The sequence below is a fragment of the Mariniradius sediminis genome (assembly GCF_021491425.1).
Classification (GTDB): Bacteria; Bacteroidota; Bacteroidia; order Cytophagales; family Cyclobacteriaceae; genus Mariniradius; species Mariniradius saccharolyticus.
On the sequence record NZ_JAKEVZ010000020.1, the window covers coordinates 40,468 to 57,689 of the forward strand.

Sequence of the window (17,222 nt, forward strand, 5' to 3'; positions counted from 1 at the left end):
ATAAAAAATTATTCCAGAAAGCATTTATTAATTTTTTTTAAAAAGTATCGGTATCTTTCAATATTTATTAGAATTAGTAAATCGGTTTAGCAAATAAAATGTACGAATATTTGTACAGGATCTAAGTTTTTAGAATATTTTCAACAAGTTATACATCTAATTCAAGTAAATTATACCTACTATACGAAAATAATATACATAATTTCACCAAAAAAAGTGATTTCATGGACGGACGTTTATGATTTTTTGAAGATAAAACAACATCATTCCAAAACTGTAAAACAGGTACCAATCAAACCAAACAGCAAAAAAAAACCGCCCGAAGGCGGTTTTTGACTTTCATAAAAGAACTGTTATCATTTGATAAACAGCATCTCGCGGTATTTCACTAGCGGCCAGAATTCGTCATCCACGAGCAACTCCAGCTTGTCAACTGCATATCTGATCTTCTCGAAGAATGCGTCCTTCACAGCTGAACTGTAGCCTTTTGCCCTTTCCGCTACATCCTCCACCTTGTTGAGACGCTTGCGCTCCTCTATCATAGCGTGAACGTTTAGCTTGAGCGATTCCAGGTGCTTACTGATTTCCTTGATCGTTTCGATGGCTGCCTTGTTGTCCAAGCCAAGCCCTTTCAATCCGTTGGCATTCTCGATCAGCTTATTTTGGTACTGAATAGCAGTAGGAATGATATGATTCAGCGCCAGATCCCCCATCACCCGGGACTCAATTTGAACTTTCTTGATGTAGTTCTCCAACATGATCTCATGCCTTGCGTGCAGTTCCTTTGGATTGAGGACTGCATGCCTGTTGAACAAGTCGGCAGTCTTCTTGTCATGGTAGATGTCCAAAGCTTCAGGAGTGCTCTTTTTGTTGGATAGACCTCTTTTTGCAGCTTCCTTCTCCCACTCCTCTGAATATCCATCACCCTCGAATCTGATCTTCTTGCTGTCCTTGATGTATTTTCTCAATACGTTGACGATGGCAATCTTTTTCTCCTTGCCTGCGCTAATCTCCTTTTCGATGTCTTTGGCAAGCGTGCGAAGTGTTTCAGCCACGATAACGTTCAAAACGGTCATTGGACCAGCCACGTTTGCACTTGAACCAACCGCACGGAATTCAAACTTATTCCCTGTGAAAGCAAAAGGAGATGTACGGTTTCTGTCGGTGTTGTCCAATATGATTTCTGGTATCTTGCTGATGCCCAGTTTCATGTACATATTGTCACCTTTTTCGATCTTGATGTTTCCGTTTTTCTCCAACTCATCCAAGACGTTGGAAAGCGTAGATCCAAGGAACACAGACATAATCGCAGGTGGCGCCTCATTGGCGCCCAAGCGGAAATCGTTGTTTGCTGACGCGATACTTGCCCTCAACAGGTCCGCATAGTCGTACACCGCTTTGGTGGTTGCCACTACAAATGTCAAGAATTGAAGGTTTTCCCTTGCTGAATTGCTAGGCTGGAACAAGTTCACCCCTGTATCGGTGATCAGAGACCAGTTGTTGTGCTTACCACTACCGTTGACTCCAGCAAAAGGCTTTTCGTGGAAAAGAACCTTTAGGTTGTGTTTCTCGGCCACTTTGTCCATGATATCCATGAGCAATTGGTTGTGATCCGTAGCCTTATTGATTTCTTCAAAAACAGGGGCCACCTCGAACTGTCCTGGGGCAACCTCATTGTGTCTTGTAGAAACCGGAATGCCCAATTTGTGGGCCTCGATTTCGAAATCCATCATGAAGTCTTTTACCCTTGTGGGAATTGTACCGAAATAGTGGTCTTCCAACTGTTGGCCTCTTGCAGGGCTATGTCCAAAAACGGTTCTTCCGGACATCACCAAGTCAGGCCTTGTTGCGTAAAGTGCCTTGTCAATCACAAAATACTCCTGCTCCACACCCAAGGAAGGGGTTACTTTTCTTACGTTTCTGTCAAACAACTGGCAAATCTCAACGGCCGCACTGTTGACAGCCTCCATGGACTTCAACAATGGTGTTTTGTAATCCAAGGCCTCACCTGTGTAGGACACGAAAATGGTCGGGATACAAAGTGTCTTCTCGAAAATGAATATCGGAGAAGAAGGATCCCAAGCAGTATATCCCCTCGCCTCGAAAGTCGACCTGATACCACCATGTGGGAAGGAAGATGCGTCTGGCTCCTGCTGTACCAACGCCGATCCTTTGAATTTCTCAATCCCTGCGTGGGCATCAAAAAACGAATCATGCTTTTCCGCAGTAGAGCCCGTCAAAGGCTGGAACCAGTGGGTATAATGCGTGACACCTTTCGAAAGCGCCCATACTTTCACAGCAGACGCAATCTCCTCTGCAGTCGCCGGATCGATTTTGGTACCTTTATCGATGGCTTCCATTACTTTTTTGAAAATGGAAGGGGCGAGTGATTCTTTCATTTGTTTTGTCCCAAAAATCTGGCTACCAAAGTAGTCCGAAATCTTAGGGGCTGGGGCTGTGACGGCAATTCGCGGGCGAGCTGTAGCCATCAATAGAGCTTTTTGTCTTAAAGTTGCCATTTTTCTACAATAAGTGGTTTGATTTAACACCCACAAAAATATGAAATAATATGAATTTGAAAGCGAATGGGTATCAATTGAGCCAATAATTAGAAAAATTTACATTCTTTTTAAAAAAACTGATCCTATTTGACATACTTTGATTGAAAAAATATGGTTTTCTATCCGAAAAATAGAAAATTGAAAACCAAGCCATAATTTTTAACTTTGCAGCCTGAATAAAGAGATATCGGTGAAAAAAGTAGCGTTTTATACGTTGGGTTGCAAATTGAACTACTCGGAAACCTCAACCATCAGCAGGATGTTTGAGGCAAAGGGCTATCAAAAAGTCGAGTTTGAACAAAACCCGGACATTTTTATCATCAACACTTGCTCCGTCACCGAAAACGCCGACAAAAAGTGTAAAAAAATCGTCAAAGAGGCCAAAAAAATCTCCCCCAACTCCTATGTCACAATTATTGGGTGCTATGCGCAACTGAAGCCCCAAGAGATTTCAGAAATTGAAGGTGTCGACGCGGTATTGGGTGCAGCAGAGAAATTCCGACTCTTGGAACTGTTGGATGGTTTTGCAAAAACCCAGGAAACAAAAGTCCTCGCCTCCGAGATTCAGGAAGCCAACATATTCAACAACGCTTTTTCCATCCATGACCGTACCCGTACCTTTCTAAAAGTACAGGATGGTTGTAACTATGGCTGCGCTTTTTGCACGATACCGCTTGCCCGTGGCAAAAGCAGAAGCGACAGCATAGAAAACATCCTGAAATCAGCCCGTGAAATTGCCCAAACAGAAGTAAAGGAAGTCGTTTTGACCGGTGTCAATATTGGCGATTTCGGAATCCGGGAAGGAAAAAGGCAAGAAAGGTTTTCTGATTTGGTCTTTGCCTTGGATGAAGTGGAAGGTATTGAGAGATTTAGAATATCTTCCATCGAACCTAACCTGCTGACCAACGACGTAATTGAGTTTGTATCAAAGTCCAAGCGCTTTGTGCCTCATTTTCATATCCCGCTGCAATCAGGCTCAAATACCATTCTGAGGGCCATGGGTAGAAGATACCTACGGGAACTGTACGAAGATAGGGTTGATAAAATCAAGACGCTGATGCCGCATTGTTGTATCGGTGTGGACGTCATTGTCGGTTTCCCCGGCGAGACAGATGAACTTTTCCTCGAGACTTACAACTTCCTAAACGAGCTTGACATTTCTTACCTTCACGTATTCACTTACTCCGAGCGTGCAAATACCCGCGCTGTGGAGATGGATGGCATCGTACCGATCAAAAAACGAAACGAGCGGTCCAAAATGCTGCGGATACTTTCAGAAAAAAAACGAAGGAAGTTTTACGAGGAAAACCTCGGCAAAACCTTTACCGTGCTTTTTGAAGAAGATGTCGAGGATGGGAAAATGCATGGATTTACGGAAAACTACATCCGCGTCGCCGCCAAGTATGATCCGCTCTTGGTCAATGAACTCAAGACGGTGACCCTTACATCAATCAATGAAAAGGGAAATGTGGAAGTCGTGGAGCCTGAATTGGTCTACGAAAACCACACCTAAGCGCTATTGGGACTTTTTGAGTACGACCTTTGTCTTGTCTGAACGCTCCACTTTGGATAGGAAATCCCGGTAAGGCTGGTATTGAGAAGCTTCATAGACTCCATCGCGCAATTCAAAATTCCGCTTGTAGGTCAGCTGATTTCCTTCGACCAAAAACTCAGCCCGGTATACGCCAAACTCGGAATCAATCGAAATTTCCTTCGGCAGATTTTCCACCTCAAAGCCCTCAGGCCAGGCGTACACAATCTCATCAACGTCCACAAACCCCATCTTTCTCTCAAATCTGCCTTTGCGTCCATCCTTGGCCGCAGGCAGGTTGGTAGAATATACATTCAACTGATTGGGTTGAAGAAAAAACCGATTTCCCGATTTACCCGCCATGTTTTTGACAATCAGGTCAGACTTCACGATCACGACCGGAATGGGCGCATCTTCCAATCCAAATTCATAGGAAACCACTTCAAGGCTTGGCAGACCGAAATACTGTTGAATCCATTTCTTTTTCGTATCCGAGGATGAACGGACCACATCGATCACACCCCCATTTTCTGCTTGGGTCGCCCTGACTTCCAATTCCAAGGATCCCTGTGCATTACCTGATTCCTCGATTTTGAAGATGGCTTTCTGGGTCATTGCGTTTTGGCTGTGGCTGTATTTGGGCGTGCGTACCAACTTGCCGCCTGCTTCGGTCACCAACAGTGCCTGTCGATCGGAGGTGAAATTCCCCAAATATCCGAATGGATTGGATTGGGAAGTACATTCCAGCCATATGGTATCCTTTTCCATTGGTACTGCCAAAATCGCATGGTTGAAGTAACTTTTTGGAAAATCCTCCACAACAAGTCTTTTCCCCTCCCCTCCGTAAATCAATGCGTAGTGGCTTTTGATCCCTGCCTCTTTTAGCAGCGCAGCCATATAGTTAGACAAGGCTTTGCAATCCCCATAGCCATATTTGTCTACAGTCAAGGCATCGAAGGGCATCAGTCCTCCCAAACCCAATTGAATACTCACGTACCGCGTCTTTCCTTGAAGGTAATGGTACAATGCCCGCACCTTCTCCTGATCGGTGCCTAATCCGGAGATTGCTTTCGCCACATCCTGTTTGGTAGCATCCGTTAGGACATCTTTGCCTTTGTTTAATTGATAAATCCAGGAACCCATGTTTTCCCAGCTTTTGAGGTCTCCTTTGAAGCCATCAAAATCAAAATAGGTGGGCGCTGCAAAAAGCACCTTGAGTTCTGATTCGGCAACTGGAACCAGAGGCTCCGGATCGTAGGCAGGAAGGTTTGCCAATTCCCAAACCACCTTGGTCATCCCATCTGCCGTGGTAGAACTCGTTCCCTCGCCTTCAATGTTCTTGGCAAAAAACCGAATGGGATTGTCAGGAAAAAAGGTGTAACTACCTCGTGTAGACATTACGGGATATTTGGGCGTGGCCTGGGGTACCCAATTGGGAATATAAAACAGCGTTCCGATTTCCAATTCATACTCCAATTCCACGGTGTAAGGGAATTCCGTGCGAGTGGCATCGAGGAGCTTCACCCTGGTATCTTCATACACAGAAAAAGAACTGAAATTGCTGTAGTCCTTAATGTCCGAGGCCTTTGATTTGAATATCTGCTTGCCGACAATGTCGTAGGCGTTTGCCGAAATACTTTTCACCTTGATCAGACTATTGTAATCCACCGCCAACACCGCCAAATCCTCAGCGTCCTTCTTGAAGATCGTAACCACGGTCCGGTTTTTCTGGAAAAACCTTCCGGTCTTGTCCACCCTGACTTCCTGGGTACTTTCACGGATGACGGCCGAAGCACCAAGGTATTCCTGGGGAATGCCCGAAATTGAGAAGTTTTGGCAGTTTCCCACAGACACCAAGCCAAGGGCCAACCAAAGGGAAAACACACTACACAACCTGAACATCACCATAAGATCAGACTTTTTTCAACACAATATTTTCCTTTTGTTTCTGGGCAATGGAATCAAAAAACTCCTTGATCTGTGCGTATTGCGATGCTTCAAACAAAGTCTGGTTCACCTGATAGCTGATCATGATTTGGATTTTGTCGGGTGACGGGGAAGATATCCTGTATGAATAAACAAGGCCTTTTTCGTTGAATTGATTGATCAAACCTTTCGGCATTTCTTCGACCACATAGCCTGCGGGCACCTCGATATTGACTACCATTTGCCGTTTTTGTTGGTACATGAAATCTATTGGAAAAATACGCCCATCCAGCTTGAATGGATTTTCGGATAGGTAAACTTCCTCAAAGGGGTTGAAATAGATCCTGTCACCGGAAACTTCAAAGCCTGAGGTCCCGACCAATTCATACTTCTCGACAACCGCCTTATCCTTGGTGTCCAAGTTCTCCCAATCGATCGATTTCAGATCCCAATCCTTGAGCTCATTAGAAAAGCTTTCGGTATACTTCTCTTTTCCGTCAACCGCAATCTTGCCTTTGATCCTCGCAGCACCATAGCCCTGAAAATTCCGCGATACACTTGCATGCAGTTCCTCGTCGACGATCTTCATATTGACCATCATGACTTCGGAATTGACTGCCGAATTGCCAACATTGATCAACTGGGATAGCCCTGGAATCATCGCAAATCCCCTGAAATTGATGGCATGGAGTGGCAGGTAACCGAACTGTAGGGAAGGGTTTGTAGCATCCAGTAGAATTTGTTTTTCCCCGACTACGAGCAATGTGAGCAAATAATTGATCCGATATCGTACAGGATTGGCTGGATTGAGAAACCCTGATCCACGCGTGGAAGTCATCACAGGAAATGCAGAAAGTCCTGCTTGGTTGAGAAAAAGCGTCAATAGCATATTGATGTCCGCTGCGGAACCTTTTCCTTCCTTGTAGGATTTGTCCAATGCCTTCGTAGGATATATGCCCACCCGGTCATCCCAGGTCATTTTCTTGGTGATGTGGTTGTAAATACGGACGGCTTTTTCCTCATCTGAAGCAGCGTCGGCGATCAGTGACTCTACTGTTGTCTTGGCAAAAGCGCCTTTTTGCAGCATTTTTCCAAAATCTTCAGCCTCCAAAAGTTCTTCCGCGAGCTTCTCCCAAGATCCAGTCAGGATTTGCCTGCCGGAATTGGGAAATTGAAGGGACTGAAGCTGAAATTCTACCTTGGTGCAATAGCTCGAGGGGTTGTCAATAAATGGCTCAGGCTCCAAGGCAGGAGCATTCTTGACTGCGTAATGGTATTTGGTCGTATTGTAAGTGACCGAGTTGGACGAAACCTGTGAAGAAACGGTGTAGCCATTGGTTACCCGCTCCTGATTTGTCCAAGCGGCATTTCCGGTACCGCCTTTTTCCTCGTAAATCTCAAACTTCTGGTAGCCCTGAGTCGACTGTGTAAATGAATAATATTCGGGATATTCGAAGGTAAGCTCAGACCATTGTGTAGGAATGTCAGCTTGGAATTCCCATTCTCTGATGTAGCTGAATAGGTCAGAGGTGATTTCATAGGAAATTTCAATCACAGAACCTTCCTTGACATTGGGCGGGGAAATCTTCTTGATGCGGTAATTCTTGTTTACCTCCTCATCGAAAATATGCTCCTTTTCTATTTTTTCTTTGACAATCTTACCATTGACCTCGTTGTAGACAAAGCCCTTGATGCCAAATACATCGTCTTTCCTGCCAGCAATGACATAGTAAGGAATCTCCAAGTCACCATGGGAAAGACCATCTTTGTTGAGGATTTTGGTCACTTTGTGTACCGAATAATTGACCAAAAATCCATCCGACACATGGTAGTCGATCTTGACATTTCCCACATGGGAAAGTACCGCAGCATTCGCCTCAGGATCTGGCGCGTAGGTTTTGGTGGTCACTACATCGTCGGGAATCTTGCCGAATTTGAAGGCTTCATTGGCGGCAAAGGAATGCCAGGATGCAAGCAGGAGGAAGGCTGAAAAGATGGTCAGCCTTGTGAGGAAGATATTCATAGGTTGGGGCGTTAATTCTGAAAAATAAATTATTAATTAACATAAGTCAATACTTTGTTTAAAAAAATAGTGATCAGTCGAACACCGCCCACTTCGTACCTAATCGAAGGACAAACAAAACCGCCTAAAGATCAGATGTTTCCGGCTTTCAGCTGCTTCACGGCATAATCCGCCGCCCTGGCAGTCAGGGCCATATAGGTAATGGAAGGATTTTGGGTACCAGTAGAAGTCATGCAGGCCCCATCCGTGACAAACACATTTTTGCATGCGTGCATTTGGTTCCACCCATTCAAAAGCGATGACTCGGGATCCCTGCCCATACGGACACCGCCCATTTCGTGGATATCCAAACCAGGCGCTTGCTTCGAATCCGAAGTACGGATATCCTTGCAGCCAGCCTTGGAAAGCATTTCACTGCCCTGTTCGAAAAAGTCTTTCAATATCTTTTCGTCGTTGTCGTCATAGTCTACATTCACCTGAAGCAAAGGAATACCCCAAGCGTCTTTTTCATTTGGACTCAGGCTGACGAAGTTGGATTCCTTGGGGATGGTTTCGCCTTGCATCATCATAAACACATGCCAAGGACCAGGAACGGAGTTCTGTTCCTTGAAATCTGCTCCGAATGGCAGGTCCCGCCTTCCGCCCCAGCCACCTCGGCCTGCCGTGTAAAAAGTCATATAACCTCGGAGAAAGTCCATTTCCTGTTTCTTGACGTTGCGGAAATTGGGCATCATCACCGCGGTCGGTCTCCTTCCGAAGTAATATTTGTCCTCCCAGCCTTCAAACGATGCGGAAATATTCCCCCGGTAATTATGGAAGGCGACGTATTTTCCCAATATCCCGGAATCATTGCCCAAGCCATTGGGGAATCTATTGGAAGTACTGTTGAGTAGGATCAGATTCGAATTGAGTGCCGAGGCATTGAGAAAAATCACTTTGGCGAAGTATTCTGAGACCGATTTGGTTTCTCGGTCCACCACACGGACTCCTGTCACTTTTTCTTCCTTGTCATCATAAATGATGGAATGGACCACGGAATCCGGGCGGATAGTCAGGTTACCGGTGGCCGCAGCCGCTGGCAATGTGGCAGCATTTGAACTGAAATAGGCACCGAAGGGACAGCCCCTATAACACTGGTTCCGGGCCATGCATTGTCCACGACCCATTTTCAGGTGATGTTCTTGGGGTTGGGTCAGGTGCGCACACCTGCCAATCATGACATGGCGATCTTGATAGGAGGCGAGGATACGGTCCCTGATTTCCTTTTCCACGCAATTCATCTCCCATGCCGGCAAAAACTCCCCGTCAGGCAAAGTCTCCACACCATCATAATTCCCACTCACTCCGACAAAGCGCTCCACGTAACTGTACCAAGGCGCAATGTCATCATACCTGATTGGCCAATCCACCGCAAACCCATCCCTGCCCGGGCCCTCAAAATCATATTTGCTCCAGCGCTGCGTCTGCCGTGCCCAAATAAGCGACTTACCCCCTACTTGGTAGCCTCTCACCCAATCAAAAGGCTTTTCTTGGAGATATGGATGCTCCGAATCTTTTACAAAAAAATGTTCCGTGTCTTCCTTGAAGGCATAGCAACGGTTGACTACTGGATTCTCGAGACGATCGGCAAGGGGAATCTGGTTGCGGTGGGGCATGTCCCAAGGATTGGAAACCATCGTAGGATAATCCTTTTTGTGCTCCACATTCCTCCCACGCTCCAACACCAAGGTTTTGAGGCCTTTTTCACAAAGCTCCTTGGCGGCCCATCCACCACTGATGCCTGAACCGATTACGATCGCGTCGAAGGTATTTGCTTGGCTCATTTTACTCGTATCTCAAAGACTCAATCGGATCAAGACGGCTTGCTTTGCGGGCTGGAAAATATCCCGAAGCCAAACCAACCACAATACAAACTATGAAGGCCACGAAAATCCAAAGCCAAGGAACAAGGAATCCACCTGGGCCAATCGCGTTGGCCACAATATTGCCGATCCCGATCCCAAACAAAACGCCCACAATTCCGCCGAGAATACAAATGACTATCGCCTCGATCAAAAACTGCTGCCGTATCCGCATCGGTGTGGCTCCGAGGGCTTTTCTGATGCCGATCTCACGGGTCCGCTCCGTCACGGACACCAGCATGATGTTCATCAATCCAATCGAGGCACCCAACAAGGTAATGAAACCAATCCCGAATCCTCCAATCCTCAAATAACCAGCTACCTCCTCCAAACTCTCACCTACAGATTGGCTTTTGGTCAATTCAAATGAATCCTCCTGCCCAACTTTGTCCTGCCTGATCTTGCGCATCAAGCCTGTGGCTTGCCCCATTTCATATTCCAATTTCAGCGGATCAGAGCCGCTTGCCGTGATGGAATAGCGGAATCCGCCCCTTTGGTCCAAACGGCTTGCATTTTCCACCGGGATAAATATCGCTCGGTCCGCACCCGGTCCGCCACCCACCGAGCCCTGCTTTTCCAGTACTCCGATTATTGTGTACCTGTTTCCATACACGGTAAGATAATCGTTCAATGGCTCCTCGGAATCCCCGAAAAGTGACTTCACGATATCTACGCCCACGATACAGACGTAATTTCCGTATTGTACCTCGGTGCGGCTGAAGTTCCTTCCTTTCTCGATCTTAAGGCCCTTGAGTCCAAAATATAGGTCATCTGCACCGGTAAGCCTTACGTTGGGGTTGGTTTTCTTGGAACCTCTTTTGACTTCGGCAGTTCCCGATACGGTGGTGAAGACCGTCGCAGGTCCTGTGTTGGAAAAGGCCTCTTTAAAGGCCAATGCTTCGCGGTACTTCACGACTGGATAGGACTTCTCGGTTTTGCCATCCTGCACGGCCCTTCCGCCGGAAAATCCCCTCGACCGGATGTCGAAATTGCTGGCGCCTAGGCCTGAAAAACTTTCCTCGATTTGTGCTTTGATGCCATCTATGGCGGTAAGCATGCCTACGAGGGACATGATCCCGATGGCGACAATGGTGCCCGTGAGCACAGTCCTCAACAAGTGGGATTTGATGGACTGAAGGGCTTCCTTGATGTTTTCAAGTAAATTCATAATGGTTGGTTGTTAGTTTTCAAAAAAACTGCTGCAAAATAGTCGCTAATAATACGAAAAATGCCCGAATGGTTGAGGCACTGCGATCAAATATTGACCAAATACACAATTCAGATCAATGCATACGGTCTCCGCGAATCTCCAGATTTTTGATCACTTCGGCTTCATAGGCCAGCCATTCCTGCCATCGCGCATTTACTTTTTCCTTGTCATGGTACTTTCTTGCCAACTCAATGAAATTGACATAGTGTCCCGCCTCCGACACCATCAGCTCATAGTAGAACTTCTGGAGCTCCTCATCCTGAATATGTTTGGACAAAAGCTTGAAGCGCTCGCAACTCCTCGCCTCGATCAAGGCATTCATCAATAAGTACTCCACCAATTGCTGGCTGCGGCTTCCACCCTTCTTCACAAACTCGGAAAGCTTCACCACATATTCATCCTTCCTTGGCTTGTCAAATTCCAATCCGCGCTTTCTGATTTGCTCCATCACACGCTCAAAATGGTTCCATTCCTCTGCGACTACAGGCGTGAGTGTGTCGACAAGCTCCTGCAGATCGTGGAATTTGACGATCAAAGAAATACAGGAGGAAGCCGCTTTTTGTTCACAATAGGCATGGTCAACAAGGATATCGCCGATGTTCATCTCGGCAATGTTTACCCACCTCGGGTCTGTGGGTAGCTGCAGGTGCAGCATTTTCTGTTTGGTACTTTCCTCCCAACTCATGGTCTCTAGTCAAATAATGGCCAACTGATTCCAACATCGAGGGTTCTTCGCAGTCCCGTGAAATAAGGCGTCACAAAGTATCCCGGCTCGTTCATCATGTTGATGTTGATATGGTTCATACGCAGCAATATCCGTGTCCGGTTGATACGGGCGTTGAGGAAGAAGTCGATCACAGGATAGGCGTAGACATCGAAGAAGTTTTGGATGTGAAACTGCTGGATTGCCGGATTGTAGAAATCGGCGTAGTTATCGCTGCGGTACCTGCCCTCCAAACCGATCTGGACATACAAATTGCCCTTGAACATCTCGGACTGGTAAAACAACCGCGAATTGACGACCCAACTCGGTATCCGGAAATTGTCCGCCCCGTCGCCGGAACGTTGGGTGTAGTATCCTTCGCCCTCAAAGAACAATTTCTGCCTCAAATTGGCGGAAAATTTCAGTCCGGGAATCACCAAAAACGCCTCCCCGGATGCCTGTACCGCCTGCTGCAAAGTATCAAAGAAGACGTAATTATTGACCCTGTTGAGCGTCAGGCTGGGACGTATCCGCAAAAACGGCAGATCCACCTTGAGGATACCTTTGATTTGATCGACGCCGATATTTTCAAAGTCATTTGCCCATCGGTGGTGGTTTCCGGCATAGAGCAGTTGCATGGCGGTAGGACGGTACAGGGCCTTCGTGTAAGATGCCTCCAAAAACGGCGAGACGAACAGTCCACGGAGCCTGAAAGCTTCCGGCAGCAGGTACTCAGCCTCGGCATCAAATCTCCATTTCTCCCCAATCCTGCCGCTCAACATCCCGCCTACGTACACTTCATCTATTTGCTGCGCATTGCCGACATTTGCGGATTCCACCTCCGCACGGCGGTATTTCAAAAAGGCATTGTAATAGAGTGGACCCAAATCCCCCTTGAACCCGACTTCGTTTCTGAGTTCGCGGAACAGGTTTTGGTTTTTGGTACTGTCGGAGGCAATCAGCCGGGGCGGGTTGAAAATGTTGAAAAAGCTCGAGTCAGAGGAATTCAGGTTGGCGGTAAAAAGCACATTTTGGTGTCGCCTGTCAAATACATGGTAGACCTGCCAGCCTTTGACGATTTCGTATTGGTGGTAAAGATGGTAATCGATCCTAAAATCCTGGGCCACCGAATTTTTCAACCAAACCTTGGCATCTTGGTAGGCAAACAGCTCAGATGTCTCATCAAAATCCGGAGACACGATCCCACCTTGCTCTTCCACCACATGTTTCATCCTGGAAAAATTGGCCAAAAGCAGATACTTGCCGTTTTCGCTTTTGTAGCTCGTGTGCATGGAATAGGCATTTTGGACGGCAAGGTGATCGTCACGGCCAGATGGATTGAGCAATTTGGTCGCTCGAATCGTGCTGAGGTTGAAGCCGATGTTCCACCGAGGATTGATATTCCTGGCAAAGACCAAGTCCAGCAGGTTCCGATTTCCCCCTCCAAAGAATGCGTTCATCTGCGTGTAGGGCGACTTGGTATCATAATACCGCATGCTGTCGGGAGACAGGTAGTACAAGTCATACGCATGGAAGCCCGAACTGACCCCAATCGTTCTGGGCACATCGTAGAAAATCGGCTTCGCGGCGCTACCGACGTTGCCAAGGTCCTGGTACATCCAACCTGACTTGGCGACGGGCTCGTAGTAGTGGAAATTGTCCAAAAGGGTATCGACCTCGACTTTTCTTTCGATATTTCTCTTGATATCCTTTTCCAAAAAATAAAGCGAAGTCTTGGGCCCAAACACCATCTTGGTGCTGTCGTCGATCAATTTTTTCCTGCCACCAGCTTCTTCCTTGATCTCCTTACGCTGCGGCAATTGCTGTCCTTCCTGCGGAAAACCGCTCGGCATCCCCGATTGGGGATTGATGGGACGTATCTGACCGTAGAGGTCAAACCCCAGCAAAACGCCGAACAGGAAGATGAAAAGGAAATGCTTAAACCTCACGTATTTTGAGTTTTTCCTCGATACTTTGCTTGACCCTGGATCGCAAGACTTGGGCATCCGCATCGGAAAGTTTGATATTGACAGGCAGCGCAAAAATCGGAATTTCCGCCAAATATTCACGAAATGCAGGGCTTTTAAGTTTTACCGCATCTTTCTCCGTGGTCAAGACCGCAGCACCCCCATGCTTCTCGGACAATTGCTTGAGTGCGGACATATCGCTCTCCCTGTAGGTATAGTGGTCGGGAAAATCCAATACTTCCAGCACCTCAAACCTCCTCCTGGCTTCCGCAAGGAATAGGCTGTTGTCCGCGATGCCAGACAATGCGATCACTTTTTTTGTTTGGATTCCTTGTTCCTGACCGGAAACAACTTTGGGCGACCCATACCCCAAACCCGCAAACAGGACCCTTGCCTTGCTGTAGCGGGAAATTTCCTTGAGGAACCTCTCTTTTTCAGAAACAAGAAGCTCATTTGGGCACTTTGTCACCACGATGATATCCGCCCTCGCCGCCCCCGCGCGCGACTCCCTCAGGGTACCCGCAGGTAATAGGTGATCCTCGAAAAACGGCCCTTGGAAAGTAGTCAGCAGAATCTTCAAATCGCCTAGGATATAGCGGTGTTGGAATGCGTCATCCAAGATCAAAAGCTGCGTTTCAGTCAATTTGGAAAGGATTTCATGTGCGGCATCTACCCGCTTCTCTCCGACGGCGACGTGGATTTTCTCTTTGTATTTGGAGAAAATCTGGAAAGGTTCGTCCCCGATTTGCTCCGGGCCGGTGTCTTGGGAAGCCAGTAAAAACCCCTTGGTCTTTCGGCCATAACCACGGCTGAGGGTCACCGTGCGGTATTGGTCCGCAAAGGATTCGATTAGGAATTCCACCATGGGGGTTTTTCCCGAACCGCCGACATTCAAATTGCCGACAACGACTGTGGGGATGGGAGGATTGAAGGATGCGAATGTTCCCCGATCAAACAATTTGTTGCGTACCTTGGTGACACCATTATATAGAAGTGCAAATGGATATAACCAAGGGGCGTACCAGCGCATGGGGCTTTTTGCTTATTTTTGAACAAAATAACTGAAAAAAGATGGCATATACCGTCCGTGACTTGGTGAATTATCTCGAAACTGTCGCACCTCCCTCCTATCAGGAATCCTATGACAATGCCCAATTGATCACGGGAAATCCGAATGCCGCTGTCTCCAGCGTGCTTTGTACCCTGGATGCGACGGAGGAAGTGGTGGCCGAAGCGGTCCGGCTAGGCTGCAACGTGATTGTCGCACACCACCCGATTGTGTTCAAGGGACTCAAAAGCCTTACCGGCAAAAACTACGTGGAGCGCACGGTCATCGCCGCCATCAAACACGATATTGCGATCTATGCCATCCATACCAACCTCGACCACGTCCGCCACGGGGTAAACAAAAAGATCGCCGACAAAATCGGACTCAGCCATACCCGCATCCTGCAACCCAAAAAGCAAATCCTGTCCAAACTGACCACCTTTGTCCCCCACGAACATGCCGATGCAGTGCTTTCAGCGCTGTTTGATGCTGGGGCGGGAAAGATTGGAGAATACGCAGGTTGTAGCTTCCTGGCCACGGGCACGGGAACCTACACCGCCTCCGCAGCAGCGAATCCGCATTTGGGGGTAAGGGAAAAACCCCACCGTGAACCTGAGACGAGGATTGAGGTTTTGCTTCCTTCTTATTTGGAAAGAAAAGTTTTGGCCGCTTTGCGGAAGGCCCATCCTTATGAGGAAGTGGCTTATTTTCTCCATCAACTGGAAAACGAAAACCAGGAAGTCGGCGCAGGGATGGTCGGCGAATTGCCCGAAGCCATGGAGGAAAGGTCCTTTCTACTCCATCTGAAAAAGGCGATGGAACTTCAGGTGATCAAGCATACGGCATTGACCGGAAAGCCGATCAAAAAAGTGGCAGTTTGCGGCGGTGCGGGGATTTTTCTGCTATCTGCGGCCAAAAGTGCCGGTGCCGACATATTCATCACAGCCGACATCAAATACCACGAATTCTTTGATGCTGAGAATCAACTGATTGTTTGTGATATCGGGCATTACGAGAGCGAAATTTTTACAAAAGAATTACTCAAGGAATTATTGTCCCAAAATTTTCCTAATATTGCACTCTATTTGTCAAAAGTAGTCACAAATCCCATAACATATCTGTAGTACATGGAAAGTACAGTTACTCAGAAGCTTGAAGCCTTATTAAACCTTCAAAAAATAGATTCCAGACTTGACGCGATTTTTAAAGTAAGGGGAGCCCTCCCCGAAGAGGTCCAAGACCTAGAGGATGAGTTAGCCGGATACGAAACAAGACTTCAGAAATTCCAGGTTGATATTGCTGCCTTGGAAGACGACATCAAGCGATTCAAGGAAAATATCAAAGAGTCCGAAAAGCTGATCAAAAAATACCAAGACCAGCAGATGAACGTCAGAAACAACCGGGAGTACGACGCCATCACCAAGGAACTCGAACTGCAGGATTTGGAAATCCAGGTTTCCAAAAAGAAGATCGGGGAATCGCAGATCAAGATTGAAAACAAAAACGTCGAGGTTGCGGCACTTCAGGAGATCGTAAAAGAGCGCCAAAAGGACCTTACCACCAAAAAAGACGAGCTGAAAAACATCGTCAGCGAAAGTGAAAACGACGAAAACAAGCTGAATACCGAAAGGGAAAAGGCTGTAAAGAAAATCGAAGACAGGCTGTACAAATCCTACACCAAGATCCGCGGCAATGCCAAGAATGGCCTCGCTGTCGTGATGGTCAAGCGTGGTGCTTGCGGAGGTTGCTTCAATGTCGTGCCGCCACAGCGTCAGGCTGATATCCGTGAAAAGAAGAAGCTGATTGTCTGCGAACACTGCGGAAGGATTTTCGCCGGTGTCGAGGACGAGATCGAAGAGGATATCACAAAAAAGAAGAGAACCAGAGCCTAACAATACCAAGAAGCCCGAGCAATCGGGCTTTTTTTTTTTGAGTTTAACGGCGGCAAATCTGGGTAGGATTTTTTGTAATCCGGGGGAAAACCCACAACCGGCAAGATGACAAGGCCCAAGCACCATATTTTTTTCCCGACTCCTTATCGAAGCTCTATCAAGCCCAAGGTATGCCCCTGCCAAAAATAGTAGATCGGGTCATACACGGAATATCATCGGGTAATGGTCGGGCGGCGGTCGGGACACGGTAGGAACGCGGTCGGGACGCTGTAGGAAGGCGGTAGGAAGGCGGTCGGGACGAGAACAGGAGATGTACCAAGTACGAAGTACGATGTACCAAGTGTGCATGCCTGATATAGGTTGACAAAAAAACGTCAACCGTATGAAAAAGCGAGCATCAAAATTGGAGATCAGGAGACACAGGTGTTTTTCTGAGGAATTCAAGAAGATTAAGGTTCAG

The 17,222-nt window shown here is 47.1% G+C and carries 12 protein-coding genes; 3 read left to right on the top strand and 9 right to left on the bottom strand.

Annotated elements, in window-relative coordinates; all coding sequences use genetic code 11:
- Positions 1-356 precede the first annotated feature (356 nt).
- The gene (locus L0U89_RS18725) at positions 357-2,489 is read right to left on the bottom strand and encodes a glutamine synthetase III family protein (protein WP_008630227.1); all 2,133 of its coding nucleotides are present in this window, start codon (positions 2,487-2,489) and stop codon (positions 357-359) included.
- Between the two features lie 262 nt (positions 2,490-2,751).
- Here L0U89_RS18725 and mtaB point away from each other — a divergent pair, with 262 nt between their 5' ends.
- Positions 2,752-4,074 carry a tRNA (N(6)-L-threonylcarbamoyladenosine(37)-C(2))-methylthiotransferase MtaB gene (gene mtaB, locus L0U89_RS18730; RefSeq protein ID WP_234862921.1) on the top strand — a complete coding sequence of 441 codons (1,323 nt, stop codon included), beginning with the start codon at positions 2,752-2,754 and terminating at the stop codon, positions 4,072-4,074.
- A gap of 3 nt (positions 4,075-4,077) precedes the next feature.
- Here the strand turns inward: mtaB and L0U89_RS18735 are convergent, their stop codons facing one another.
- The 7 genes from L0U89_RS18735 to lpxK form a co-directional block, all read right to left on the bottom strand.
- Positions 4,078-5,994, bottom strand: a complete 1,917-nt coding sequence (locus L0U89_RS18735; protein WP_234862922.1) for a DUF3857 domain-containing transglutaminase family protein — start codon at positions 5,992-5,994, stop codon at positions 4,078-4,080.
- A gap of 10 nt (positions 5,995-6,004) precedes the next feature.
- Positions 6,005-8,041, bottom strand: coding sequence for a DUF3858 domain-containing protein (locus L0U89_RS18740; RefSeq protein WP_234862923.1), 2,037 nt, complete (start codon positions 8,039-8,041; stop codon positions 6,005-6,007).
- A gap of 131 nt (positions 8,042-8,172) precedes the next feature.
- Positions 8,173-9,864, bottom strand: coding sequence for a GMC oxidoreductase (locus tag L0U89_RS18745; RefSeq protein WP_234862924.1), 1,692 nt, complete (start codon positions 9,862-9,864; stop codon positions 8,173-8,175).
- Between the two features lies 1 nt (position 9,865).
- Entirely contained in the window at positions 9,866-11,110 is a 1,245-nt protein-coding gene (locus L0U89_RS18750; RefSeq protein ID WP_234862925.1) for an ABC transporter permease, read from the bottom strand.
- Between the two features lie 115 nt (positions 11,111-11,225).
- On the bottom strand, positions 11,226-11,837 hold the full coding sequence (locus tag L0U89_RS18755; RefSeq protein ID WP_234862926.1) for a MiaE family protein: 612 nt from the start codon (positions 11,835-11,837) through the stop codon (positions 11,226-11,228).
- Between the two features lie 5 nt (positions 11,838-11,842).
- Positions 11,843-13,804 (bottom strand): putative porin, encoded by a 1,962-nt coding sequence (locus L0U89_RS18760; RefSeq protein WP_234862927.1) that lies wholly within the window; start codon positions 13,802-13,804, stop codon positions 11,843-11,845.
- The gene (gene lpxK, locus L0U89_RS18765; RefSeq protein WP_234862928.1) at positions 13,794-14,852 is read right to left on the bottom strand and encodes a tetraacyldisaccharide 4'-kinase; all 1,059 of its coding nucleotides are present in this window, start codon (positions 14,850-14,852) and stop codon (positions 13,794-13,796) included. The genes L0U89_RS18760 and lpxK overlap by 11 nt, the downstream gene beginning before the upstream one ends.
- 41 nt (positions 14,853-14,893) lie before the next feature.
- On the opposite strand from lpxK, the gene L0U89_RS18770 reads away from it, so the two are divergent.
- Together L0U89_RS18770 and L0U89_RS18775 are read left to right on the top strand one after the other, a co-directional pair.
- Positions 14,894-15,994 carry a Nif3-like dinuclear metal center hexameric protein gene (locus tag L0U89_RS18770; RefSeq protein ID WP_234862929.1) on the top strand — a complete coding sequence of 367 codons (1,101 nt, stop codon included), beginning with the start codon at positions 14,894-14,896 and terminating at the stop codon, positions 15,992-15,994.
- A gap of 3 nt (positions 15,995-15,997) precedes the next feature.
- On the top strand, positions 15,998-16,762 hold the full coding sequence (locus L0U89_RS18775) for a zinc ribbon domain-containing protein (protein WP_008630205.1): 765 nt from the start codon (positions 15,998-16,000) through the stop codon (positions 16,760-16,762).
- Positions 16,763-16,960: 198 nt separating this feature from the next.
- Here the strand turns inward: L0U89_RS18775 and L0U89_RS18780 are convergent, their stop codons facing one another.
- Positions 16,961-17,110, bottom strand: a complete 150-nt coding sequence (locus L0U89_RS18780; RefSeq protein ID WP_234862930.1) for a hypothetical protein — start codon at positions 17,108-17,110, stop codon at positions 16,961-16,963.
- Positions 17,111-17,222 lie beyond the last annotated feature (112 nt).